General features: G+C 44.0%; 22 protein-coding genes. 7 read left to right on the plus strand and 15 right to left on the minus strand.

What is annotated here, in order from left to right:
* Positions 1-69 precede the first annotated feature (69 nt).
* From R6242_RS15865 to R6242_RS15880, 4 genes are read left to right on the plus strand one after another with little or no spacing between them, the layout of a single operon-like run.
* Complete coding sequence (locus R6242_RS15865; protein WP_293932942.1) at positions 70-507, plus strand: MarR family winged helix-turn-helix transcriptional regulator; 438 nt, start codon at positions 70-72, stop codon at positions 505-507.
* A gap of 33 nt (positions 508-540) precedes the next feature.
* Positions 541-1,083 (plus strand): cytochrome b, encoded by a 543-nt coding sequence (locus tag R6242_RS15870; RefSeq protein WP_293932943.1) that lies wholly within the window; start codon positions 541-543, stop codon positions 1,081-1,083.
* A gap of 41 nt (positions 1,084-1,124) precedes the next feature.
* Complete coding sequence (locus tag R6242_RS15875) at positions 1,125-1,685, plus strand: YceI family protein (protein WP_318428588.1); 561 nt, start codon at positions 1,125-1,127, stop codon at positions 1,683-1,685.
* Positions 1,686-1,712: 27 nt separating this feature from the next.
* A complete protein-coding gene (locus tag R6242_RS15880) occupies positions 1,713-2,279 on the plus strand; it encodes a YceI family protein (protein ID WP_318428592.1) in 567 nt (188 codons plus the stop codon).
* A gap of 198 nt (positions 2,280-2,477) precedes the next feature.
* On the opposite strand, the gene R6242_RS15885 is transcribed toward R6242_RS15880, so the two are convergent.
* The 5 genes from R6242_RS15885 to R6242_RS15905 all read right to left on the minus strand — a co-directional run bounded on the left by R6242_RS15885 (position 2,478) and on the right by R6242_RS15905 (position 8,479).
* Complete coding sequence (locus R6242_RS15885) at positions 2,478-4,595, minus strand: ATP-binding protein (RefSeq protein ID WP_318428595.1); 2,118 nt, start codon at positions 4,593-4,595, stop codon at positions 2,478-2,480.
* 3 nt (positions 4,596-4,598) lie between these two features.
* Complete coding sequence (locus R6242_RS15890; protein WP_318428597.1) at positions 4,599-5,009, minus strand: hypothetical protein; 411 nt, start codon at positions 5,007-5,009, stop codon at positions 4,599-4,601.
* Between the two features lie 368 nt (positions 5,010-5,377).
* Positions 5,378-6,508 (minus strand): glycerophosphodiester phosphodiesterase, encoded by a 1,131-nt coding sequence (locus R6242_RS15895; protein ID WP_318428600.1) that lies wholly within the window; start codon positions 6,506-6,508, stop codon positions 5,378-5,380.
* Between the two features lie 144 nt (positions 6,509-6,652).
* Complete coding sequence (gene gltS / locus R6242_RS15900) at positions 6,653-7,855, minus strand: sodium/glutamate symporter (protein WP_318428602.1); 1,203 nt, start codon at positions 7,853-7,855, stop codon at positions 6,653-6,655.
* Positions 7,856-8,110: 255 nt separating this feature from the next.
* On the minus strand, positions 8,111-8,479 hold the full coding sequence (locus R6242_RS15905; RefSeq protein WP_318428604.1) for an Mth938-like domain-containing protein: 369 nt from the start codon (positions 8,477-8,479) through the stop codon (positions 8,111-8,113).
* A 152-nt stretch (positions 8,480-8,631) separates the two neighbouring features.
* Between R6242_RS15905 and R6242_RS15910 the strand changes: the two genes are divergently transcribed.
* The 3 genes from R6242_RS15910 (at position 8,632) to thrC (ending at position 12,941) form a co-directional block, all read left to right on the plus strand.
* Positions 8,632-9,870, plus strand: coding sequence for a pyridoxal phosphate-dependent aminotransferase (locus tag R6242_RS15910; RefSeq protein WP_293936982.1), 1,239 nt, complete (start codon positions 8,632-8,634; stop codon positions 9,868-9,870).
* A 19-nt stretch (positions 9,871-9,889) separates the two neighbouring features.
* Positions 9,890-11,200 carry a homoserine dehydrogenase gene (locus R6242_RS15915; protein WP_318428607.1) on the plus strand — a complete coding sequence of 437 codons (1,311 nt, stop codon included), beginning with the start codon at positions 9,890-9,892 and terminating at the stop codon, positions 11,198-11,200.
* A gap of 328 nt (positions 11,201-11,528) precedes the next feature.
* Positions 11,529-12,941, plus strand: coding sequence for a threonine synthase (gene thrC / locus R6242_RS15920; RefSeq protein ID WP_318428609.1), 1,413 nt, complete (start codon positions 11,529-11,531; stop codon positions 12,939-12,941).
* 54 nt (positions 12,942-12,995) lie between these two features.
* Here the strand turns inward: thrC and R6242_RS15925 are convergent, their stop codons facing one another.
* The 10 genes from R6242_RS15925 to R6242_RS15970 all read right to left on the minus strand — a co-directional run bounded on the left by R6242_RS15925 (position 12,996) and on the right by R6242_RS15970 (position 24,396).
* Positions 12,996-13,772 (minus strand): polysaccharide deacetylase family protein, encoded by a 777-nt coding sequence (locus R6242_RS15925; protein ID WP_318428610.1) that lies wholly within the window; start codon positions 13,770-13,772, stop codon positions 12,996-12,998.
* A gap of 463 nt (positions 13,773-14,235) precedes the next feature.
* Positions 14,236-15,336, minus strand: coding sequence for an ABC transporter ATP-binding protein (locus R6242_RS15930; RefSeq protein ID WP_293932799.1), 1,101 nt, complete (start codon positions 15,334-15,336; stop codon positions 14,236-14,238).
* 79 nt (positions 15,337-15,415) lie between these two features.
* Positions 15,416-16,255, minus strand: coding sequence for a carbohydrate ABC transporter permease (locus R6242_RS15935; protein ID WP_293932798.1), 840 nt, complete (start codon positions 16,253-16,255; stop codon positions 15,416-15,418).
* 17 nt (positions 16,256-16,272) lie between these two features.
* The gene (locus tag R6242_RS15940; protein ID WP_318428612.1) at positions 16,273-17,148 is read right to left on the minus strand and encodes a sugar ABC transporter permease; all 876 of its coding nucleotides are present in this window, start codon (positions 17,146-17,148) and stop codon (positions 16,273-16,275) included.
* A gap of 95 nt (positions 17,149-17,243) precedes the next feature.
* Positions 17,244-18,488, minus strand: coding sequence for a sugar ABC transporter substrate-binding protein (locus R6242_RS15945; RefSeq protein WP_318428614.1), 1,245 nt, complete (start codon positions 18,486-18,488; stop codon positions 17,244-17,246).
* 174 nt (positions 18,489-18,662) lie between these two features.
* Positions 18,663-19,925: a sugar ABC transporter substrate-binding protein gene (locus R6242_RS15950; RefSeq protein ID WP_318428616.1), complete on the minus strand. Its 1,263-nt coding sequence runs from the start codon at positions 19,923-19,925 to the stop codon at positions 18,663-18,665.
* 495 nt (positions 19,926-20,420) lie between these two features.
* Positions 20,421-21,161 carry a GntR family transcriptional regulator gene (locus R6242_RS15955; protein ID WP_293932794.1) on the minus strand — a complete coding sequence of 247 codons (741 nt, stop codon included), beginning with the start codon at positions 21,159-21,161 and terminating at the stop codon, positions 20,421-20,423.
* 544 nt (positions 21,162-21,705) lie between these two features.
* Positions 21,706-22,587, minus strand: a complete 882-nt coding sequence (locus R6242_RS15960; protein WP_318428619.1) for a BadF/BadG/BcrA/BcrD ATPase family protein — start codon at positions 22,585-22,587, stop codon at positions 21,706-21,708.
* A 205-nt stretch (positions 22,588-22,792) separates the two neighbouring features.
* The gene (locus R6242_RS15965) at positions 22,793-23,476 is read right to left on the minus strand and encodes a phosphoadenylyl-sulfate reductase (protein ID WP_318428621.1); all 684 of its coding nucleotides are present in this window, start codon (positions 23,474-23,476) and stop codon (positions 22,793-22,795) included.
* 143 nt (positions 23,477-23,619) lie between these two features.
* The gene (locus tag R6242_RS15970) at positions 23,620-24,396 is read right to left on the minus strand and encodes a sulfite exporter TauE/SafE family protein (protein WP_293932790.1); all 777 of its coding nucleotides are present in this window, start codon (positions 24,394-24,396) and stop codon (positions 23,620-23,622) included.
* Between the last annotated feature and the right edge of the window lie 155 nt (positions 24,397-24,551).

Below are 24,551 nucleotides of genomic sequence, written 5' to 3' on the forward strand. Positions count from 1 at the left end.
CCACATCTTGCGACATTTTTTTTGTTCTGATATAAATAGTCCTAACACGAACAATATGGCTCACATGTCATGGAAAACTTTCAAATCACTCTCCGTGAGCTGGTGCGCTGCTACCAAGCATTTGAACAACTGTCTAACCGGCATATCCGTACTATGGATTTAACCCCTGCTCAATTTGATATTGTGGCCACCTTAGGCAACACTCAAGGCATGAGCTGCCGTGAACTAGGCGAAAAAACCTTAATTACCAAAGGTACCTTAACGGGCGTACTGGATCGCTTAGAAGCAAGAGACATTGTTCGCAGAGAAACCATCAATGCAGACCGGCGCAGTTTTCGTATTTTTCTGAGCCCTACTGGTGAAGATCTATTTAATCGTACTTTTAACCAGCACCTCGAATATATCCGGCCATTTTTTTCAGAACTATCAGCACAAAAATTAACAGAAATAACATGTGCACTGACTGAACTTCGTCATAAATTTCAAGACCAAACGAATGCAATATAAATCCTTCCATTATTTTTCAAGATAGTGAGCAAAATGAGTAAAAAACAATACGATGGCATGCAGGTTTTATTGCACTGGTTATCCGCACTATTCATCTGTGCAGCATTTGGCCTAGCATGGACCATGGACGATATGCCATTATCTCCGCTGAAATTTAAAATTATTTCTTGGCATAAATGGGCCGGGATTACCGTGCTAGGGCTAGTGGCTATTCGCCTTATTTGGCTTAAGCTCAAAGGCGCGCCAGCAGCGGACCCTAGTCTACCCGCCTGGCAAAGTAAGCTTTCTAGCGGCGTGCATCATCTACTTTATTTATTAATGTTTGCCATGCCCCTTTCTGGTTGGCTAATGAGCTCGGCCAAAGGCATCTCTGTAGCTTATTTAGGTTTATGGCAATTACCTAATTTAGTCGAAAAAAATGAATCATTGGCTGGCACATTAAAAGCCAGCCATGAATTATTTGCCACCGCACTACTGGTTTTTATTGGTCTACATATTGCCGCAGCGCTTAAACACCATTTTATTGACCGAGATACTATTTTGGCTCGGATGTTGCCTTTTTTACGTAAAAATTAATTTTAATAAATGTTATTTTTCTATCTTTACTGGAGAATTCAATGATTCGGCATATCCTTAGCGCCACGCTCATTTCGGCAATTAGCCTCTCAGCCAGCGCAGCACAAACATTAGTGCCACAAAAAAGCAAAGTAGATTTCAGCTTTAAACAAATGGGTGTATCTGTAGATGGCGGCTTTAAAAGCTTTAGCGCCAAAGTAGACTTTGACCCAGCCAAACCAGAAAAAGCCCAAGCTGAAATTATTGTCGATTTAGCCAGCATTGATATCGGTGGCAGCGATGGCAATACCGAAGCTAAGAAAAAAACATGGTTTGATGTAGCCGCTTTCCCTAAGGCCACCTTTGTTGCCAACAACATTAAAGCCCTAGGCGCTGGTAAATTTGAAGCCAAAGGCAAGCTTACAATTAAAGGCATTAGCCGCGATGTAACTACCCAGCTCAGCACAAAATCAGAAGCAGGCAATCTCGTGGTAGAAGGCACTCTACCTATTTTGCGCTTGCAATATAAATTAGGTGATGGTGTTTGGGCTGATACAGATACAGTTGCGGATCAAGTCATTGTTAAATTTAAAATAGCCCTTGCTGGCACAGCAGGCAAATAAGTTTTACCCACCCCACTGGAGTCTACAATGAAGCGTTTTATTGCCACAGCACTACTCGCAGGTTTTAGCAGCACCGTTTTTGCAGCGCCTGTTGTTTACAATTTAGATCCATCCCACACCTACCCAAGTTTTGAATTAAGCCATATGGGCTTTTCAATTCAAAATGGCCGTTTTGATAAATCAAGCGGCATCATCACGCTTGATGCAGAAAAGAAAACTGGCTCAGTAGATATCAGCATTGATACCCGCAGCTTAAATAGCGGTTGGGAAAAACGCGATGCGCACGTTAAAGGCCCAGATTTCTTTAATAGCGAAAAATTCCCAGCAATGACATTCAAATCCAATAAATTGGTATTTGAAGGTGAGAAGCTGGTTGCTGTTGATGGCAATTTCACCCTGCTAGGCGTGACCAAGCCACTGACTTTAGCCGTTAGCAATTTTAAATGCGCTATGCACCCAATGATGAAAAAACAAGCTTGCGGCGCTAATGCCACAGCCAGCATCAAACGCAGTGAATTTGGTATGACTACTTACGTACCGAATATTGGCGATGACGTTAAGCTTAGTATTGCAGTAGAAGCAATTGCTCAATAATAAATAAAGATTAAAAAAAGGGAAGAGAGCGATCTCTTCCCTTTTTTATTGGCTTGATATTAAGCACGCCAAACCCCAAATCTAAAATCTAAAATCTAAAATCTAAAATCTAAAATCTAAAATCTAAAATCAGAGCAAATATAAAAGGCACTGCGTTTTATAGATAATAAAAAAACAACATCAGCGTTTGAATAGCAACTAAACAATCGGCATATCTTGCAATTTATCTAGCTCTTTTTGCGTATCCTCACGCACCTGGCTAAGTACCGCTATTACATCATAATCAGGCTCCACCTCAAGCGCAGACCAATGCTGGCCCAAAATAATCGCCCCAATTTGCAATGCAATTCCTTTCGCGCTATGTGCGTAACGCACCGCCTCATTTAACTCCTGCTGTTTAAGCGCTGATTTATAGAGCAGTTCTAATTCAGCCACCCTATTTAAGCCTTTTTGGCTTAAAGCTAAATAGCGCTCAAACTTAAATCCTAGCGAATTAAGCGCGGTTTGATAATCTAACAAGCCACCTGTTTGCTTATAATTATTGTCTTGCCATTTGCCTAAAAGCAAAAGCAATTCATCAATTTTAAACGGCTTTCTTAAATGCCCGCTAAAAGCCACAAAGCCAGTCTCCTGCTGCAACTCTTCTAAGGGGCTGGCTGAGACTAAGTAAATCGGCTTTTTCCATTGCTGCTGCCGCAAAATGCCTGCCGCGGCCATGCCATCCATTTGGGGCATTTGATAATCCATGATAATGCTATCAATAGCAGGATGTTGTTTCACTTGAAAGATAGCTTCAAAGCCATTGCAAGCTTGTAAAGTAGTGGCACCAAAATCTTGTAAAATGCCGCAAATCATTTCACGATTAATCGTTTCATCTTCCACCACCAAGATAATGCGGCCCATTAAGGATGGCTGCTGCGATTGGCCAATAAGTGAAGCGCTAACTGATGCAGCAACAACTTGAGCCTCAATAGTGACAACAAACTCACTACCCACCCCTTCTTGGCTACTAAAAACAATGTCGCCTTTCATTAGCCGAGCATAATCACGGCTTAAAGACAAACCCAGCCCTGTTCCCCCAGCTAATTGCCCCACTTTACTCTGCTCAAAAGGTGAAAAAATCAAAGCCTGATCTTCTTTTTTAATGCCACAACCACTATCTACAACTGCAGCATGCAAAAGATAACAATGCGCCTCTTTTTTACCATAAAGCGTTAAGCTAATCGCTCCACGCTGAGTAAATTTAAGACTATTACCCAGTAAATTAATTAAAATTTGGCGCAGCTTACCAGCATCTAAACTTAAATCAAGCTCTAAGCTATCATCAAAAAAAACATTAAATCTTAAACCTTTTTCTTTGGCCATCATATTAAACATGGCTTCAAGTTCAACTCTTAATTGTTTTAAGCTAATCGTTTCTATAATAAGGGATATTTTATTATGCTCAGACTTAGATAAATCTAAAACATTATTAAGCAAACTTAATAAATGCGTGCCGCTATTTTCAATATAGCCAATCTCGCGCCTCCCTTCTATATCCAACGTTTTTTTACGTAAAAGTCGATCGGTATAGCCAAGAATAGAGGTGAGAGGGGTTCTAATTTCGTGGCTAATATGGGCCAAAAATCGACTTTTAGCAGCATTAGCCACATCGGCTTGTAATCTAGCCTCCTGCAAGGTAATCGCAAACTCCGCTAATTTTTTTCGGCTGGTTTCTGTTTTCCATAGTGCATAAACGCCCAAAGATGCAAATAGCAGCAAAATTAAAATTTGCGTTGTAGCCAACACAATACGCAATTCACCCCAATGCATAATGTTTTTTCGATAATCATCAATTGATTTTGAATCTTGGCTACGTGCTGCTTGAATAAGATTATCTACGCTCTCTTGCTGAGCGGTTGTTATTTTATTAAATAAAACCCAGTTTTTTTCATCAATGGGATTATTTTTCAGTATTTCTTCGCCAAACTGAATGTAATCAACCAAGGGCTTTAGCAGCGTTATATTTATATCTTTTTTTCTTAATAAATAAGATACTTCTACTTGGTTATTCACAAAGCCATTAATGCGGCTATAGTAAATATCAAAACGTAAATTGATTTCATCCAGCTGATGTCGATCACCATACTGCAAAGCTTCGCGTAAACGTGCGTATTCGCTACTGAGTTGGAAAAACTGCCAGAGCTGGTTATCCATTCCCAATTGGTTTACACGTTCAAGCTCTCTTTTTTGCTCTAATTCAAAGTGCACAATCAGGCTGAAATTTACAATCAGCACGATGCACACAAAACTTAAAATCCATCTGAAACGAGTCATTGCTTATTCAGCTTTTATACTACGCAGTTGCCAACTACAACGGCGAAAATACTCTGTAACTCTTAATTCAGCATGATCTTGAAAAGGGTACATAATAAATAAAGGCCCTTTATCTCTGATAGTCATTAATTTTCCATTACGCTTTCTAGCTACAATCACATCGTATTGAAACGCATCACTCGCAGGAATAGAAATAGCATAATCATTCAGGGCGATGAGTTTAATATTGCCATTTTGAATGCTGGCCAACTTTAGTACATCACGCAATAAAGGCCCTTCAAAGGTTTGCTCAGCAGAAAACCACGGCGTTGGCACCAGCATTTTCTTTTGTGGCAACTTAGCCAGCGCATCATCATCAAGCTCAAAATTTGAACCCGATTTAGCACTCACAGAAAGGATAATTTTATTAGGCACGGCAACAGCCTGATTAGTGCATAGCAAAAGACACAGGCTCAAAACAATAGTACGAAACATCTACTCACCCTCAGGCACAAAAAAATCAACCCACATTGTAAAGTAAAAAACAATAACTTGTAACCGCAGGTCTTTTACCAAAACAGTCATTCCCCCTGTAAACAATCAAACAACCATTTTATTAGCTTATTCATAAAAAAAGCATCACTTACAAGCGATGCTTTTTTTATTTCTAACAAAAAATACTAACAGGCTAGTGTTCTGCTTTATTAATTACAAATGGTGACAGAACCAAGTATCGACCCATTAATCACTTTTTTAGCCATCTTCCAATACTCATTCACCACAGAAAATATCATCTCAGCCTATTATTTTTTACCCAAATATGCATCTAGCGCAGCACGGCCAATGGATGGATCATCGGTAAAGAAGCCATCAATTCCTGCCTGCAAAAACACCGTAATTTCTGCTGCTAAATCGCCCCGTTCGGTCAGAGATTTAACATCGCCTTTACGCAAATTAGCTGGTAAGAATGGGTTTTCTGGGCGGAAAGTATAAGGGTGCAACAGCAGATTAGCTGCATGCGCATCCTTTACCAAACCAGTTGGCGTGCCTAGATTATTATTGGCATCGCGTGGAATAATCATATCTTTAGCAGGGCCAATTCCATTTGCATAAAGCGCCACTTCTTTTAAGCCCGCAGCAGTGGCGATATCGGCATAACTACGCTTATCCCCCGCTAAACGAAAGTCTTCTGGTTGGCCTGAACCAGATAGCAGCTGCACAATTGGTAAATCAGTCAGGCTGCGAATTTCTTTTAAATTAGCCACTTCAAAAGACTGAATAAATACCGGCGCAGTTTTGCCCTTATAGCCATTGGCATGCAGCGCATCCACTAGGCGTTTTTCTAATGGCAAATTAATCGATTTAAAATAACTAGGATGCTTAGTTTCTGGATAGATACCAATGGTGCGGCCAGTTTCTTTAGTCTTGGCTTTAGCTAAATCCATCACTTCTTGGAAAGTAGGGATTTCAAACTGGCCGTCAAATTTAGCGTTTTCAGGGCGATTCGCCGGAATACGCTCTTTAGCACGCAATGTTTTAAGCTCGGCCAAAGTAAAGTCTTCGGTAAACCAGCCCGTAATGCTAACGCCATCAATATTTTTAGTGGCTTTACGGCTAGCAAACTCTGGCTTATCCGCCACATTGGTGGTGCCAGAAATCTCATTCTCATGCCTTGCCACCAGCACGCCATCTTTGGTGCTCACTAGATCAGGCTCGATCACATCTGCACCAATCTCAATCGCCTTGGTATAGGCAGCAATAGTGTGCTCAGGACGCAGCGCCGAAGCCCCACGATGACCGATTACCAGCTTAGCGGGCAATGGTGTTGCCACGGCTGCAGGCGGCACAACAACCTCCGCGTCATCACCACCACAAGCGCTCAAGCCCAGCGTGGCGAATAAAAGAAATGCAGAACTTAATTTAAGCAGAGCCATGATTTTAGAAACCGTAAATTGAGAATGTAAGCCAATCTAAGCCGCTGCCGTGACACCCACATGACAAAGCCCCGCCATATTGACGGGGCTTCGTTTCATTCAGCACCAAGCTGCAGCCATTGATGTCTTTTTATGCAACAGGCCCTAGCCATAAATCGGCAACAATAAAAACAGCTTAATCAATATCGCATTGGCGATATCAATAAAGAAAGCGCCAACCATAGGCACTACTAAGAAGGCGATGTGGGAGGGGCCGAATCTTTCGGTTACGGCTTGCATATTGGCGATGGCGGTAGGCGTTGCGCCTAGGCCAAAGCCGCAGTTACCGGCAGCTAACACTACCGCATCGTAGTTTTTGCCCATTACGCGGAAGGTTACAAAGATGGCGAATAGCGCCATTACGCTGGCTTGCAGTGCCAAAATACCCAGCATAGGCAGGGCTAATGAGCCTAATTCCCATAAGCGTAGTGTCATCAAGGCCATGGCTAAAAACAGCGATAGGCTTACATTGCCTAATACCGACACGCCGCGATCAAAGACTTGATAAAGGCCAAGTGCCGATAAGCCGTTTCTGAGCACTACGCCAATAAACAAGACGCAAACGAAGCCTGGCAATTCAAAAGCCGTGCCTTTTAATACGCTGGCTAATGCCGAGCCTGCCATTAAGCTGACGGCAATTAAGGCCAGTGTTTCAATAAATACCTGCGGGGTAATTAAGCGTACCGCATGGGGCTGCTCAAAAGGCGTTGGGTTATCGTCACTATTACGCTCAGAGCCTGGGATGGTTACTTTTTTAACCAGATAGCGCGCAACGGGGCCACCAATTAATCCGCCCATAACTAGGCCAAAGGTGGCGCAAGCCATGGCGACTTCGGTGGCGGATGCTAGGCCGTACTTTTCGCTAAACACCGTACTCCAAGCCGCGCCTGTACCATGGCCGCCCGACATAGTAATCGAGCCACCCAGTAGCCCCAATAAAGGATTGATGCCCATAGCGCTGGCGGCGGCAATGCCAACGATGTTTTGCATCATCAGCATTGAAACCACCACTCCAGTAAAAATCACTAGCGTGCGGCCGCCTTTTTTTAGGCTAGCCAGATCAGCGTTTAAGCCAATACTGGCAAAAAACGCCAGCATCAACGGAGTTTGCATGCCGGTATCAAACTTTACTTCGGCACCAAAACTAAGCCTTCCGATCAGTAATAAAACAGCAACTAATAAGCCGCCAACCACAGGCTCTGGAATACTGTAATTGCGCAGCGGTGGCGACCATTCAACAATCTTTCGCCCCAATAACAAAACCAGTGATGCGGCCACTAAAGTGCCATAAAAATCGAGTTGAAGCATATTCATCCTTATTGTCTTTACATAACAAATGACATTCAAATATTACATAAGAATATTTAGCGACTTTATTCAGATCGTGATTAAACAAGTCATTCTTATTAAAAACAAGCGAGGAAAACCCGACTTAAATCGCTAAAATTGTCATAAAGGTAAAAATAACCAAGACCAAATAGATATAAAATTTAATTTATTCCAAATAGATACATAAATGGAATAAATTATTTTCAATTATTTGGTTAAATAAGCCTCAGTCTATTAATTATGCACAATTAGCGCTACCACCTTGCGATCTTCCGACGTCAAAATATTAAAGGTACGACAAAGTGCGCCGGTATCCATCACATCCAGCCCAATATGTGCGGCTGCTAGTGCACTATAGAGTCGCGGATGAGGAAAGCGAATGGTTTTTCCTGTGCCCAATAAAATGACTTCAGGTTTGTACGCCAGCACCGCACTAAAATCGGCCTCGGTTAAATCATCAAAGCCCAAAGGCCGCCAAACGTGGACCTCGCTAGCCGTTACCAGCATATTGCCTTGATATTGCTCGGTATTCACCCGCACAAAATCATCCCCATAGCCTGAGAACTGATTCAGATTTTCGACGGCGGCATGTTGTAATTTCATGATGATTATCCTTTTATATGCTGGCTATTTTAACTTATTGCTCGCTTGATACGACTTTGCATTCATTTTTGTGTTTTCGTAGGCACTAATAAGTGCAGTACAGCGCAATCTTTCGCTAGAATACGTTCTCCCTAGCTTATTTAGCCGCAGCCATGACTTCCATTCTTAAATCAAACAAATTACAAAATGTCTGTTACGAGATTCGTGGGCCAGTTCCTGAACGAGCGCGTCAGATGGAGGAAGAAGGCCAGCGGATTATCAAGCTTAATATTGGTAATTTAGCGCCATTTGGTTTTGATGCGCCCGAAGAAGTGGTCCAAGACGTGATCCGCAATCTGCCAAATGCCGCAGGTTATGTGGATTCCAAAGGCCTGTTTCAAGCACGCAAAGCCATCATGCACTACACCCAGGCTAAGAATATTGCCGATGTGACTGTAGACGATATCTATATCGGCAACGGTGCATCCGAGCTGATCGTGATGGCCATGCAGGGCCTGCTCAACGATGGCGATGAAGTACTGGTGCCCATGCCAGACTATCCGCTCTGGACAGCCGCAGTGAGCCTTGCGGGGGGCACGCCGCGCCATTATCTATGTGATGAGGCCAATGAATGGTATCCATCGCTAGATGATATTCGCAGCAAAATCACCGCCAGAACCAAGGCCATTGTGGTTATTAACCCGAATAATCCAACGGGTGCTTTATACCCAGATTCGCTACTGAAAGACATTATTCAGATTGCGCGCGAACACAGCCTGATTATTTATGCTGATGAAATATACGATAAAGTGCTGTACGACGGTGCAGAGCACACTTCGATTGCTTCTTTAGAATCAAAAGAGAAGGATATTTTATTTGTTACCTTTAACGGCCTATCCAAAAACTATCGCGCTTGTGGCTTTAGATCGGGCTGGATGTTTGTTTCGGGCAATAAGAAAATAGCCAAAGATTATATCGAGGGACTGAATATCCTCGCTACTATGCGGCTCTGTGCCAATGTGCCAGCGCAATACGCCATCCAGACTGCGCTGGGCGGCTATCAGAGCATTAATGATTTAGTAAAACCCACCGGCAGACTCGCTAAGCAACGCGATCTAGCCTACCAGCTCCTCACGGCGATCCCAGGAGTGAGCTGCGTAAAACCAAGAGCAGCACTGTATATGTTCCCCAAGCTGGATCCGGCTATTTACCCAATTAGCGATGATCAGCAGTTTATTTTAGAGCTATTACAAGAAGAGAAAGTGCTGCTGGTACAAGGCACAGGCTTTAACTGGCAACAGCCTGATCATTTCCGCGTGGTGTTCTTACCCAACCTTGATGATCTAACTGATGCCATTGCCCGCATTGCCCGCTTCTTAGAAAACTATCGAAAACGTCACGGCACAGCTTAATAAATATAAGGAATAATCAATGAAACCCATCAATGTTGGTTTATGCGGTGTTGGCACCGTAGGCGGCGGAACAGTTACCGTTCTAAAACGTAATGCAATCGAGATCACCCGCCGTGCAGGCAGACCGATTGTGATTAGCATGGCTGCCAACCGTGATCTTGTTCGTGCTCGGGAAATCTGTGGTGATGAAATCACCCTCACCGATAATGCTATGGACGTAGTGAACAACCCAGACATCGACATTGTGGTTGAGTTAATTGGCGGCACTACCATTGCCAAAGACCTAGTTTTAGCCGCCATTGCTAATGGCAAACACGTGGTCACCGCCAATAAAAAACTGATCGCCGAATACGGCAATGAGATCTTTGCCCGTGCCACCGAAAAAGGCGTGATGGTGGCATTTGAAGCCGCCGTAGCTGGTGGAATCCCGGTGATTAAAGCGCTGCGTGAAGGCCTTACCGCTAATAAAATTGAATGGGTAGCGGGCATTATCAACGGCACATCAAACTTTATCCTGACAGAAATGCGCGATAAAGGCTTAGCATTTGCTGACGTACTGAAAGAAGCACAGCGCCTAGGCTACGCCGAAGCTGACCCTACTTTTGATATCGAAGGCCACGATGCCGCGCATAAGCTCACCATCATGAGCGCGATTGCTTTTGGGATTCCAGTGCAGTTTGATAAGGCTTACTTAGAAGGCATCAGTAAGCTAGCCGCCATTGATATCCAATACGCTCAAGAACTAGGCTACCGGATTAAATTACTGGGCATGACTCGCCGTCGCGAGCAAGGCATTGAGCTGCGTGTCGCCCCAACCCTCATCCCTGCTAGCCGCCTGATCGCCAATGTAGATGGCGTCATGAATGCAGTGCTAGTGAAAGGCGATGCCGTCGGCGCTACCATGTATTACGGCCCTGGTGCGGGTGCCGAGCCAACGGCGTCTTCGGTGATTGCTGATTTGGTAGATATCACCCGTCTGCACACCGCAGACCCAGAGCAGCGCGTGCCGCATCTGGCTTTTCAGCCATCGCAAATGGCCGACCTGCCGATTTTACCCATCGAAGAAATCGAAACCTGCTACTACCTGCGCATCAATACCCAAGACAAACCCGGTGTGCTGGCCGATATCACTCGCCTCTTGGCCGATAACGGCATTTCGGTTGACGCCATGCTGCAGCGCCCAATCGATAAAGAAGATCGTGCCGATATCATTATCATCACGCATCTGGCGGTAGAAAAACGCATCAACACCGCCATCAAGGGCATTGAAGCACTCAGCAGCATCACCGGCCCCGTCGTGCGTTTACGCCTTGAGCATTTGAACGGCTAAACAACAATATTCAAAAACGACTTTGAATATGAGCAGGAGCTAAACCTTAAACCACAGAGAAAAAAGAGAGCACATAGTTCACAGAGAAAGCCTGAGTATTTTATTTACGCTGCTCTATGAAATTCCGTGCCCCTTTGTGCTCTCTGTGGTTCAAGGTGTAAGACGGTCATTTACGCCGCCATATTCGAAACCATGTAGGGTGGGCAGCTGTGCCCACGCGTATTTGCGATTTATGCAGCAAGTCTGGTTAAAACTTATCGCGTGGGCACTCGTGCCCACCCTACACAGATTTACAGGGTTTTACGCCCTGACCAACAAGGTAGCAACCATGCGCTATATCTCTACTCGCGGCGGTATGCCGCCTAAGTCTTTTTCTGAAATCTTGCTGGGTGGCCTTGCACCGGATGGCGGCTTGGTGATGCCTGAAGTCTGCCCAAAGCTCGATCTTGCCAAGCTAACGCAGCTCTCTACCCTGCCCTATCCCGAGCTGGCGTTTGAGGTTATCAGCCTGTTTGTGGATGATATTCCGGCAGCAGACCTCAAAGCCCTCGTCGCAAAAACTTACACCAGCGAAGTCTTTGGCTCGGCCGACATTACGCCGGTAATTGCTCTGGAAAAAAACCTCTATCTGCAACAGCTATCCAACGGCCCGACGCTAGCGTTTAAAGATATGGCGATGCAGCTCTTGGGCAATTTGTTTGAATACGTGCTGGCGCGTGAAAACCGCCAGATCAATATTGTGGGTGCAACATCAGGCGACACCGGTTCCGCAGCCGAATACGCCATGCGTGGCAAACAAGGCGTGAATGTATTTATGCTTAGCCCCGCTGGCAAAATGAGCCCTTTCCAACGCGCCCAGATGTTCAGCCTGCAAGAGCCTAATATCCATAATATCGCCGTTACCAGCATGTTTGATGCCTGCCAAGATATGGTAAAAGCCATCAATAACGATGCAGATTTTAAGCAAAAATACAAAATTGGCGCGGTCAATTCCATCAATTGGGGCCGAGTTGTAGCGCAGATTTGCTACTACTTTAAGGGCTATTTTGCTGTAGCAAAAACCGTTGGCGATCCAGTCGATTTTTGCGTGCCCTCTGGCAACTTTGGCAATATCTGTGCTGGCCATATGGCAAGACAAATGGGCTTGCCAATCCGCAAGCTAATTGTGGCCACCAATGAAAACGACGTGCTGGATGAATTTTTTAGCAGCGGTGGCTACCATCCGCGTGGCGTGGATCGCACTTATGAAACCTCCAGCCCATCGATGGATATCACCAAAGCATCCAATCTGGAGCGCTTTGTATTTGATTTGCTAGGGCGCGATGCCGATACACTGGCCGATTTATGGTCGGGCATTGATGCGGGCAAGGGCTTTCAGCTCTCTAAAGAAAACTTTGCCAAAATGCACGATGTGTATGGCTTTAGATCGAGCCGCAGCACCCATGACGATAGGCTAAGTAATATCCGCAGCGTGTTTACAAGTTATGGCCGTGAGATCGATCCACACACCGCCGACGGCTTCAAGGCGGCACTAGAGCATCGCGATGTAAATATCGCCATGGTGATTCTAGAAACCGCCCTACCCGCTAAGTTTGAAGACACCATGCAAGAAGCGATCGGTCAAAAGCCGCAGCGCCCAGCCACACTGGCCGGGCTAGAAGGCTTACCACAACGCTTTGATGAGTTAGCTGCGGATGCCGAAGTATTAAAAGCTTATTTAGCGGAAAGAATTAAGCTGTAATTAAAGCCGTACAGAGCACAGGTAAAATCTAAACGCCTGTGCTCTGCTTAATTCTTACTGCTTACCCGCCACACCCAATAACTTATCCACCGTTATAAACTCATAGCCCTGCTCTTTAAGCTTAGGGATAAACGCGTCAACTGCGGCAATAGTGCTTTGGCGTGGGCCCCCACCGTCGTGCATTAACACAATGGCTTCGGGATGGGCGTAATTGAGGACTACTTTTTCTATTTCTGCAGGCTGGCCTTTATTCCATGCCACCAGCCAATCACGGGTATCCACCGACCAACTAATGGCATGCATATTATTTTTTTGCAACAAAGCCATTTCAGCATCGCTTAAATCCCCATAGGGCGGGCGAAACAACGTGGGGGCAAAGCCTAGGATAGATTGAAAAATCTTTTGTGTTGGCACAATCTGTGATGAATTAAATACACTGGCACTTAATTTACTGGAATAAGGATGGTCATAAGAGTGATTGCCAATCGTATGCCCAGCCGCAGCAGCTTCTTTAACAATATTGGGAAATTGCTCGGCCTGTTTACCTAGCCAAAAGAAAGTGGCATGAATATTGTGTTTCTTTAATACTTTTAATAGCTCACGGGTGTGCTCCGTTGGGCCATCATCAAAGGTAAGCGCCATTTGTTTACGCTGTCCTGGCCCTGCAATCCAATAAGCTCCAGCAAAATCAGCCGCTTTTTTTTCCATTTCTGCTAAAGGGATTTGATCCCAACCATCTAAAAATGGCGTGCGTATTTTTTGCTCTGCTGCAGTTGCATTCAATAAGGTCATGCTGAATACCCCAATTAAAAGAGCCTTAGACGTCTTCATAGATTATCTTCCTTAGTATGATCAAGTATTGAGGAAAACTCGTTCAAGCACAGTTAAGCCTTACTGAATTTTTATCAGCCTACCGGCCAAAATATATTTATAGAGGCATTCTGATTTAAATTATTTTTTATAGTTATATTAATAAATAAAAAAATTTTATTTATTAATATAACATAAATGCTCACTTGATTATGTCTCTTACTCAAACTCATCATAAATATCATAGGATGGGTAAAGCCCGCGTATTTATTGAGTATTGCTCGCGGGTTACACCCGCCCTACGAATAGCATATTGCTTAAGTTAATAGGAGTGGATTTCACTCGCCCTACAAAAGCAGGATAAGGTCTAGAAAACACATTGCCATAGGCCTTATTGAACAAGCCTTACAATAAAATAAATACTTATTTTTTAAATAAAAAAAAGCTCATCACAGTGATGAGCTTTTTTTATTTGATACTTTAATTAAACACGTTTGAGCGCCAAGCCTTGTGCATCAAATAGCAAGCAATTCTTTTCAGGAAATACCACATGAATTGAATCACCAAATTTAATCACATCCGTTTCAGCAGGCAGCTTCATACAAAGAATTTCACTGATGCCTTTAACTTGGATATAAGCCAGTACGATATCGCCTAAATGCTCAACCAAATCAACACGAGCAGGAACCGAATTAATTGCATCAGCTGCCGCCAATTGCATATGCTCTGGGCGAATACCGATGGTGACTTTATCGCCTACTTTGCAAGTAGAAGCATTCACTGCCGCACGAATCTGAATGCCTTCTGGCAAACGAACGTGCGCCGAGCCTGTTTCAATGGCAACGAGATCCGCCTCTAGCAAATTCATCTTAGGCGAGCCCAAGAAACCAGCCACAAACAGATTCGATGGATTCTCATACATCTCTAATGGGCTGCCAACCTGCTGAATCACCCCAGCATTAAACACCACAATGCGATCTGCCAAGGTCATTGCTTCCACCTGATCATGCGTCACATAGATCATGGTGGTTTTTAGTTCTTGATGCAGCTTAGATAGCTCAACCCGCATTTGCAGGCGCAAAGAAGCATCCAAGTTAGATAAAGGCTCATCAAACAAGAATACTTTAGGTTGACGAACAATCGCCCGGCCAATCGCCACACGCTGGCGCTGTCCACCCGATAAAGCCTTAGGTTTGCGATCTAACAAATGCGTCATTTGCAAGACTTCGGCAGCACCTTTAACTCGGCTGTCAATTTCAGCTTTATCCGTACCGGCCAGCTTCAGTGCAAACGCCATATTTTCATACACGCTCATATGCGGGTAAAGGGCGTAAGACTGAAACACCATAGCGATACCACGCTTGGATGCGTGTAAATCATTGGCCACTACATCACCAATTTTTAACTCGCCTTCGGTGATGTCTTCTAGGCCCGCAATCATGCGTAGCAAGGTAGATTTACCACAGCCCGAAGGGCCAACAAACACCACAAACTCGCCATCTTGAATTTCTAAATCTACACCTTTGATCACACAAACATCTTTGGTGTAGTTTTTCTTAATTTTACTGAGCGTAACCGAAGCCATATCTCGATTCCTTGCAAACTGTCTAAATAGGGGACCTGCGAATTAGCAGGTGATCTCATGCCAATACAGCCATTAATAATTACTTCACCGCGCCATCCATGCCGCCGATAAAGAAACGCTGGGTAAAGGCAAAGAAAATCAATACAGGAATCACAGTCATTACAATTGCAGCCATTACCATGCTGTATGAAGTTGCAAATGGCCCTGTTAGGTCATTAAACACCCCTACCGCCAATGGCAATTTATCCCGAGTGGAAATCACAATTGAAGGCCAGAGGTAATCATTCCAAGCATTCACCAAGGAAAAAATCCCCAACGCCGCAATAGATGGGCCAGAAACCGGCACCATCACACGCCATAAGATTTGCATCTCAGTAGCACCATCCACGCGGGCCGCATCCACTAAATCTTGCGGCACAGCTTCAAATGCCTGCTTCATTAAGAAAATGCCGAAAGCCGCAGCAAAGTTAGGAATAATGACGCCCAAATGCGTATCTAACAAACCAAGGTGCTTTAAGGTAATAAAGTTAGGAATAATCGCCACTTCAGATGGCAACATCATCGTGGCCAGAATCGCCACAAAAATAAAGTTACGCCCAGGAAACTTAAGACGCGCCAGCGGATAGCCCGCCAAAATAGACACGGTTAATACCCCAATAATACTTTCGACGGTCATTAAGGTGGAGTTTTTCATATACGTCATAAACGGCATTTCATCAAACACGCGTTTAAACCACATCAGACTAATATCTGTAGGAATAAATGAGCGTGGAAAAAGCCAAGTATTAGAAGGATCTCCCGATAAAGCCACGGACAAAGCCCAAATAAACGGGAATGTAGTGAAGATACCAAACGCAATCAGGCCAGCATATTGCCCTGATAATGTTAAAGCAGTTTGTAGTTGTTTACCCATTGCCATGATTTCTTATTCCTCGATTATTTCTTTTCGCCTAAGAAGCGAAATTGAATGGCCGCAAGAATCATGCAGAAGAAGGTCACAACCAGACCAGCCGCAGCTGCGCGACCAAAATTGTAATTGCGGAAAGCTTGATCGTAAACGTAGAACAAGGAGGTATATGTATCAGCCTGCCCTTTCGTCAATACGATCACTTCTTGGAATGTCTTTAAGGCGGCAATGGTCGACATCAGTGTACAAAGCAAGATGGTTGGCTTCACCATCGGCACGGTGATTCTCCAAAAACGCTGAAATACATTTGCACCATCCAAGATTGCTGCTTCTTCCACTTCTTTAGGAATCGCTTGCAAACCTGCAAGGTATAAAACCATAAACCAGCCAATCCCTTTCCAGAAGGTAAACATCATTACGCCAAAAAGAGCGAAATCAGGATTACCTAGCCAATCTACTTGGCCATCTGATCCTTGTGGAATCAGGTGCAGCATTTGCAAAAACCAGGTCAGAATACCGTCGTATTTATAAACGTTTACCCAAACTACACCGGCAATTGAAACGGCAGTAATAACAGGGATATAAAAGGCCGCGCGGAAAAAAGTCATTCCTAGCAATTTATTATTCACCAACTTAGCCACCAAGAGAGCGGCAATTTGAATCACGGGCACAATTAAAAGATAAAGTAGAGAGTTTTTAAGTGCTTGATGAAAAAGTTCTTCGTGTGCAATATATTTAAAATGCGCAAAGTTATTCCAAGTGGCCACACCATCTGAAATGCTGTAGTCGTTAAACGCCAAGTACGCGTTATACCCTACTGGCCAAAAGGTAAAGATACCCATCAGAATAAGGGCTGGCGCCAAGAATAAATAGGCAATGCCTGTATAGCTGCTGGAGTTTTTCACGGCGCTACTCGACTGTAATTATAATATTCGGGAAAAAACGGAATTACCCAATTGGGCAATTCCGTTCATTAGAACATAGAACGGCTAATTTCTTTTTACTTCTTTAGCTTTTCGTTCCAAGCCGCTACTGCTGTATCCAATGCTTCTTTCACAGATTTACGACCTTCAACTGCGTTTTGAATTTCTTCTTGCAGCTTCTTAGTCATCACTGTTTCATCTGGCAATGTGCCTGGAGTCAGGGTCAATGTACGTGCATTGTCCATTGATTTAGCAGCAACCGCGCGTGCGCGATCCACTACATCTGCGCTCTTAGCACCAGACTGGAAGTATGGATCCAAGTTAGCTTTCTTAGTAGAAGGCATAGTTGATTCAGTTGCTTTAGAGAAAGCAAGCTGTTGGTCATCGTTTGTCAAAAAGATACCCAGTTTAGCCGCAGCTGCTGGATCTTTTGTGCCCTTAGGAATAACGAAATCCATCATCCATGAACCCAAGTTCAGCTTACCCGCATCAAGTGGGAATGGAGCAACTTCAGTTTTGTCGTAAATGGCTTTAGCATCTGTTTCTGTACGCTTCAGGCCTTGCGCAGCTGTAGTCATCATGGCGATTTTACCGCTGTTATACGCAGCGATTTCTTGCTCGAAAGCCATTTTGAAAACATCTTTAGGCATTACACCCGCTTTATACAGATCAGCAAACTTCTGAACAAAAGCAACGTGCTTAGGCGAATTAAATACCGCCTTACCATCAGTAATGACTGGCAAACCTGCATAGAAGAAGAAGCCAATCATATCGCTCATTTTAGGAGCGAAAGCAGCTACGCCTGTTTTAGCCTTAATTTGCTTACCAATTGCAATAAACTCGTCAAATGTTTTTGGCGCGTTTTTGATACCAGCTTTAGCAAAAATATCTTTGTTATAAGCAATGATTTGTGTGGAGTTGTACCAAGGGAAGGCATACATCTGGCCTTTAACTTGTACATCTTTCACTGCATTTGTAGAGTAAACCGCTTTGTTCGCACCAAGGAATTGGTCGATAGGCAGAATATTGCCTTGTGCAGCAAACTCATGCACCCAAGGCACATTAAAGTTAACCAGCGCAGGTGGATTGCCAGCAGCAATAGAAGCAATCAGTTTAGGCTGAATTTGATCCCAGTTCATATCAACCCATTTAGCCTTGAGGCCTGGATTGCTTTCATTGAACTTAGCAGTAGCTTGTTCAAAATAAGCATTGAACTTAGGCTGCATGTTCATCGTCCAGAATTCTAATTCTGTATCTGCAGCTTGGGCATTAACGCCAGCAAACAAAGCCGCGCCAACAATCAACATTTTTTTGAGTTTCATCTTGTCTTCCTCTTGGGGTTTTCGACAAATCTAGTTGGAATATATTCCACTACTTTTATTACCACATTAAATTAATTGCATTCACAATTAATATTGTGGTTTTTTTATTCTTCCAAGCAATCCTAACAGAGATTACTTGGAAGAGTTTGATTCAAAGCAGAATCAAATCTATTTTTACTTCTTAACTGTCGCTAATTTTTTATTCCAAAAATTAACCGCTTCATCTAAAGCAGCTTTAACGGGCTTGCGGCCTGTTACCGCTTCTAATACAGCCGCATCTAGTGTTTTATTCATACCTGCTTCATCAGGCAATCCACTGACTGAAAGAGTACGTGAAATTTTGATATGCGTTGCAGCCACTGCTGTGCCTTTTTCTACCGGATCAGTCGATTTAGCACCTGATTGGAAATAAGCGTCATCCAGCGATTTATTAGTAGATGGGAAAGTCGATGAAGCCTTAGCAAATGCCAATTGCGATTCATCGTTAGTCAGAAATTTGCCCAGTTTAATCGCCGCATCTACGTTTTTAGCGCCTTTAGGCACCGACCACATAAATAAGAAACCACCAAAGGGTGTTTCACCGCCCGCTAATGGGAAACCTGCTACACCCGTTGCATTGTAAACTTTAGGCGCGTCTGTTTTAGTGCGTTTTAAAGCGTGCGCACCATCGGTAAACATGGCAATTTTTTGTGCGCCATAAGCTGCAATTCTATTTTCAAATTGCATTTTGAACACGTCTTTTGGAAAAGCGCCAGAAGCGTAAGCATCTTTAAACTGCTCAATCAGTTTGATGTGAGCTGGGCTATTAAAAACAGCCTTGTTGTCTTTCACAACATCTAGGCCTTCATACAAGAACCAAGCAGAGAACTCTTCATTTACTTTTGGAGCAAACCCAGCCACGCCGGTTTTTTCTTTAACTTGCTTAGCTACTTGCAGCAGCTGGCTAAAAGTTGCTGGCGCTTCTTTTACACCGGCCTTAGCCAGTAAATCTTTGTTATAAAACAGCACACCGGTCACTTGGTACCAAGGCATACCGTAAATTTGTTTATCACCCGCGTAAGTTGCATCTTTCAGCGCACCTTCAGTGTAAACATTTTTAAAGCTAGCAACTTGCTTGGTGATTGGTTCAATCATTTTTGATTGGGCAAACTGATCCATCCAAGGCTTAGGCAAATTCACCAAACCTGGCACATTGCCACTGGCAACAGCCGTAATCACTTTTTGCTGGAAGGCATCCCAGCCTACATCAACCCACACCGCTTCTACTTCAGACTGCGAAGCATTGAATTTAGTCGTTAACTCTTTCATTGCGCCATCAAATTTTGGCGACAAGCTGTTAGACCAATACTCAACCTTTACTTTTTCTGCAGCTAAAGCGCTCATCGTTGTTGCAGAAAAAACTGCAGCGGATACGGCCAAAATGAATTTCAATTTCATTACTGCATCTCCAAAGTAAATCGTAAGTACTAGCGACAGCTAGCCATTTCTGTACGGGCGCGGCAACCATAATGAAAAATTACGCTATACGTCAATTCATTTATGTAAAACCACATCGAGCCAATTTAAGGCACATCTGCACCAGAGTAAGCCCTCATTGACTAAATCCTAAAAATTTGGATTCACCAAAAATTGGTATTAACAAATGCGTGATGATCCATGCTGAAGTGGCATTAAATAACACTTTTTATCTATTTTTTATTTAAAAATACCCAGCAAGTGGAATTATGGTTTTTACTTATACTCACCCAGATTACAACAAATTACCGCAATGGTGAATAGCCCAAGTAAAAGGAAAAGGGGGTAAGAAGCAGACAAGCGGAAAAAGACAGAAATGGCCCACAAAACAAAAATGTAGGCAACAACGAAGAAGATTTGAATTCGACTACATCAAAAAATAAAATAATAATAAAATTATTATTAAATAACAGTAACTTACTTATGCAGTTCCACCACAAAATCGTAGTAATCATTGCGGAAATAAGAATGCGTTAGCTCACAAACCACTCCATTCTCTAGATAACCCACTCGGGTTAAATGCAGCATTGCATCACCCGGTGCGACATCAACCAGCTGAGATAAAGCTTCTGTTGCGTTGATTGCGGCAATGTTTTGTATCGCTCTTACAACAGATAAACGTGCACCACGCAGATATTCATACAGGGAATCCCCAATAAGCGAGGGATCTGGCACTAGCGAAAAAGGCAACGCTGTTTCCTCTAAAGCCATCACCACATCATTGGCGGTGCGCACGCGTTGCAAGCGGCTTACTTTGCTATTGGCGGCAAGATTAAGCTTTAACTGCTCTTCAGCACTGGCCAGCACCACCTCACGCTTGAGCCAACGAGAGCCTGGTGTAAACCCACGCTGCTTGAGCATCTCGGATAGATTAGTCAGCTTATTTAATGGTTGCTCTAATTTTGGCGTGATATAGGTTCCAGCGCCATGACGCCGAATAATCAACCCGTCAGCCAAAAGTAGGTCTAAAGCTTTGCGTGCGGTTACTCTAGATACACCCAATATTTCGCATAAATTACGCTCAGACGGTAGGGGGTCATCAGCCAGCCAAAAGCCAGCGTGAATAGCCGCCGCTAATTTATGCCCAAGTTGTAAATAAAGCGGGGTTGAGCTATCTGCATCAGGGCGAAGCACGAGTAGTTTTTGTTGTGGCAGCATTATTGGTCTTCTTTACGGCGGTTTATTTTAGAAACAATGCGAACATATTACAGCGATGAACGCGAGAAAAAGGCCAATATCCATCGTTGATGACGATCTGAGCCAGCACGCAGCATTCGCCCCAAAGGCTTCATACACGAAAAGCTCGAAAGCCACTGCAAATACTTATATCGCTACATTCCTAGGCTGAATATAGGGGAGCAGCTGCCTGCGCCTTGTTCAGTATTGGGCACACAAACTGCGCCCTCAGGTGTTTAAAGTTTTCTAAATACTCGTGAAACCCACTTTTACGCACTGCATCACATCTAATAATGGTTCAAAACAAAGGAGAGCTAAGCCCTCCTCTTGTTTTAGTGCTTTTTGCTAAGCTCTGTTGACATTTGATTTACAACTTAACACAGCGAAGAATCAAATGAAACAGAGCCTAGTAGGCTGTAAACTTAAGCTAGCCTAGCAAAAAAATACATAAAATATGAGTAAATCTAGCATTTTTTCAGTAAGTTAGCTCTAAGCTTGGCAGGCTACTCGCTTAAATAACTAAAAATCAAGGCACCAGCGACTGGTAAATGAGGATCAAGGCACCAGCGCATGAATCTTTCTGTGGCCGAATCGTTGTCGCCAAAAAATCAGCAGAAATATACGGGCGCATCGCTTCAGATAAGCCGCCACCGCAAATTGCCAGCGGCAGCTCTGGATGATTAGCCCGCAAAGCCTTGCCTATTGCCTCGATTTCTTGCCCAGCCTCTAGCAAAAAAGCCCTTGCATATTCATCGCTCGCGCCAAACTCAACCACAACTGGCGATAGGGAAGCACATTCACCCTGCTTCATTTTCCCCATCCAAGCAAAAACATCGGCCTTGCTACTACCCGTGATTGAAAGCAATTTACGGCCAAAATCAGTCATTGAGCGGCGACCATCAATGATGCGTTGCACATGGTTAATCGCTTTTAAGCCCAAAAATGCGCCACTACCTTCATCGGAGGTTGGAAAACCCCAGCCACCCACTTCTAGGCGTTGACCATCGGGCAACCATGCTTCACCAATTGAGCCTGTGCCAATCGCGATAATGCCGCCATGTTGGCCATTGGTTGCACCTAGCAAGGTAGAAAAACCGTCTGTTTCTATGATGATTTTGGCAAAACCTGGGTTTTTTTCCGCAAACTCTGCAGCCCATGCAGCGTTATGCACGCCTGACATGCCCAAACCCAGTGCACACTCTGCATAATTTGGCTCTTGAATCCCTAGCGTGGCAAAGCCAGCATGAATCGCTTGGGTGATATGTAGCCAAGCCTTATCAATACCCTGTCCCAAAGCCGATGCCGCCCCATCACTGCGAGTTTTCTCGATACCATCCAAGCCCGCAATACAGATGCGGGTACCAGTGCCACCGCCATCTACACCAATTAGATATTGAATTTTGCTCATTTGGGGTTTTCACCTGTTTGGTTTTAATACCAATTAAAAACAGTAAGTAATACCACTTATTTAAGAAAAAAACTGCCGCTAGCCAATAAAATTAGCCAAAAAGCCATCAGGAGGCATTTTATCCAGCACCAATTTAGACAGAGAGCAATACCATGTCAATGGAATTTAAGTAGAAAAAAAATACCCGCAAGCTGCGGGTATCGTTTTATTTCTTTACATGTAATCCACATTCTTTATTTTCAGGATCTTCCCACCACCAGCGGCCCGCTCGTACATCCTCCCCCATAGAAATGGCCCGCGTACAGGGCTCACAGCCTATCGATGGGTAATGCTGATCATGTAGGGCATTGTAAGGTACATTATTGCCACGTAAGTAGGCCCAAACTTCTTTTTCTGTCCATTCAATCAATGGGTTAAATTTTTCTAAGCCATTGCCGCTATCGTATTCTTGATTGCCCAAATCGGTACGGGTGGGCGATTGCTCACGGCGTAAGCCAGTTACCCAGGCTTTTTTCCCCGCCAGAGCCCGTTTTAATGGCTCTATTTTACGAATCTGGCAACAGGATTTACGTAGCTCAATCGATTCATAAAAAGCATTGATACCGTACTGGTTTACAAAATTTTCTGTAGCGGCGGTTTGTGGAAAAAACACCTTAATCGGCTGGCTTGGGTATTGCTCAGCTGACTTTTGCATTAAAGCGTACGTTTGCGCTGGCAAGCGGCCAGTATCCAAGCTAAATATATCGATCTTTGCCTGTGATTTGGCAATTAAATCAGTAATCACCATATCTTCTGCACCAAATGAATTGGCGAAGACGGCGGGGCTAAATTCACCCGCAATTTTATGCAATAGCGCGATAGTGTCGGCCAGTTTTTCTTCAAAAGTCATGGTGATTAACCTCTAATTAATGACTGATAGTACGCAAGAAGATCAAAAAATTTATGGTCCATGCAAAGACACAAAAATTACGAACAAAGCACTTATAAATATATTTTTTGTGTCTTGAGTGTTTTTCGTGGATAAAGAAACGGCTAAAACACCAGCTTGCTACCAATCAAAGCCAACATCACTGCCAGACAGGGGCGCAATACCGCTTCAGGAACTCGGCCAGTTAAATGACTACCGAAATAAATACCAGGCAATGACCCCATTAATAGAAACGATAAAAGGTGCCAATCGATATGGCCTAAGCCCGCATGGCCCAAGCCTGCCACTAAGGTCAGTGGAACCGCATGGGCGATTTCTGTGCCTACCAAGCGTGATGTTGAAATCAATGGGTAAAGCAGAAATAAAGCCACCGTGCCCAAGGCCCCCGCGCCAATTGAAGAAAGCGTAACAATCGCCCCTAAAATCACCCCAACGACTAAGGTCATGCCATTTAGCCTAGCGGGTGGCAAATGAAACCAAGACTTTGCATGCTGCTGCCCCCATTTAAGCAATAAGGGTTTAAAAATAATGGCAATCGCAGTCAGCATCAGCGCAATGCCCAAAGATTGTTTAATCAGCGCATTGATAGCTTTAAGATCAGAATGCAGATTGTGCAAAATAAATAGGGTGACAATTGCCGCAGGTACGCTACCCGCAGCCAACCAGCCAGTGATTTTCCAATCAATATTTTTCTTTTTATGATGAACAAAAATACCGCTGCCCTTAGTAATGGCGGCATAAAGTAAATCAGTGCCAACGGCTGTTGCTGGGCTAATACCAAACCAAAGCAAGATAGGTGTCATTAGGGACCCACCGCCCACGCCGGTCATGCCAACAATAAACCCCACCAGTAGGCCTGCGACAATATATCCGATTTCCATGATGTTGCCTAAAAGCCAAACAGCTCGCCAGCATAGCAACTGGTTTTATAATCCCATAGACGAATATGTTAAGATTTTATACGAATGAGTTATTATGGTTTGCAGGACGCGTGTTTTGCGGATCAGGATGGGCGTATCGCCCCCTATTCTGTGAT

Source organism: Iodobacter sp. CM08 (genome assembly GCF_033446605.1).
GTDB lineage: Bacteria > Pseudomonadota > Gammaproteobacteria > Burkholderiales > Chitinibacteraceae > Iodobacter.

Bases quoted from the DNA above. Each gene is read 5' to 3' on its own strand.
- R6242_RS15865 (WP_293932942.1), top strand. From the start codon at position 70: ATGGAAAACTTTCAAATCACTCTCCGTGAGCTGGTGCGCTGCTACCAA.
- R6242_RS15870 (WP_293932943.1), top strand. From the start codon at position 541: ATGAGTAAAAAACAATACGATGGCATGCAGGTTTTATTGCACTGGTTA.
- R6242_RS15875 (WP_318428588.1), top strand. From the start codon at position 1,125: ATGATTCGGCATATCCTTAGCGCCACGCTCATTTCGGCAATTAGCCTC.
- R6242_RS15880 (WP_318428592.1), top strand. From the start codon at position 1,713: ATGAAGCGTTTTATTGCCACAGCACTACTCGCAGGTTTTAGCAGCACC.
- R6242_RS15885 (WP_318428595.1), bottom strand. From the start codon at position 4,595: ATGACTCGTTTCAGATGGATTTTAAGTTTTGTGTGCATCGTGCTGATT.
- R6242_RS15895 (WP_318428600.1), bottom strand. From the start codon at position 6,508: ATGGCTCTGCTTAAATTAAGTTCTGCATTTCTTTTATTCGCCACGCTG.
- gltS (WP_318428602.1), bottom strand. From the start codon at position 7,855: ATGCTTCAACTCGATTTTTATGGCACTTTAGTGGCCGCATCACTGGTT.
- R6242_RS15905 (WP_318428604.1), bottom strand. From the start codon at position 8,479: ATGAAATTACAACATGCCGCCGTCGAAAATCTGAATCAGTTCTCAGGC.
- R6242_RS15910 (WP_293936982.1), top strand. From the start codon at position 8,632: ATGACTTCCATTCTTAAATCAAACAAATTACAAAATGTCTGTTACGAG.
- R6242_RS15915 (WP_318428607.1), top strand. From the start codon at position 9,890: ATGAAACCCATCAATGTTGGTTTATGCGGTGTTGGCACCGTAGGCGGC.
- thrC (WP_318428609.1), top strand. From the start codon at position 11,529: ATGCGCTATATCTCTACTCGCGGCGGTATGCCGCCTAAGTCTTTTTCT.
- R6242_RS15925 (WP_318428610.1), bottom strand. From the start codon at position 13,772: ATGAAGACGTCTAAGGCTCTTTTAATTGGGGTATTCAGCATGACCTTA.
- R6242_RS15930 (WP_293932799.1), bottom strand. From the start codon at position 15,336: ATGGCTTCGGTTACGCTCAGTAAAATTAAGAAAAACTACACCAAAGAT.
- R6242_RS15935 (WP_293932798.1), bottom strand. From the start codon at position 16,255: ATGGCAATGGGTAAACAACTACAAACTGCTTTAACATTATCAGGGCAA.
- R6242_RS15945 (WP_318428614.1), bottom strand. From the start codon at position 18,488: ATGAAACTCAAAAAAATGTTGATTGTTGGCGCGGCTTTGTTTGCTGGC.
- R6242_RS15950 (WP_318428616.1), bottom strand. From the start codon at position 19,925: ATGAAATTGAAATTCATTTTGGCCGTATCCGCTGCAGTTTTTTCTGCA.
- R6242_RS15955 (WP_293932794.1), bottom strand. From the start codon at position 21,161: ATGCTGCCACAACAAAAACTACTCGTGCTTCGCCCTGATGCAGATAGC.
- R6242_RS15960 (WP_318428619.1), bottom strand. From the start codon at position 22,587: ATGAGCAAAATTCAATATCTAATTGGTGTAGATGGCGGTGGCACTGGT.
- R6242_RS15965 (WP_318428621.1), bottom strand. From the start codon at position 23,476: ATGACTTTTGAAGAAAAACTGGCCGACACTATCGCGCTATTGCATAAA.
- R6242_RS15970 (WP_293932790.1), bottom strand. From the start codon at position 24,396: ATGGAAATCGGATATATTGTCGCAGGCCTACTGGTGGGGTTTATTGTT.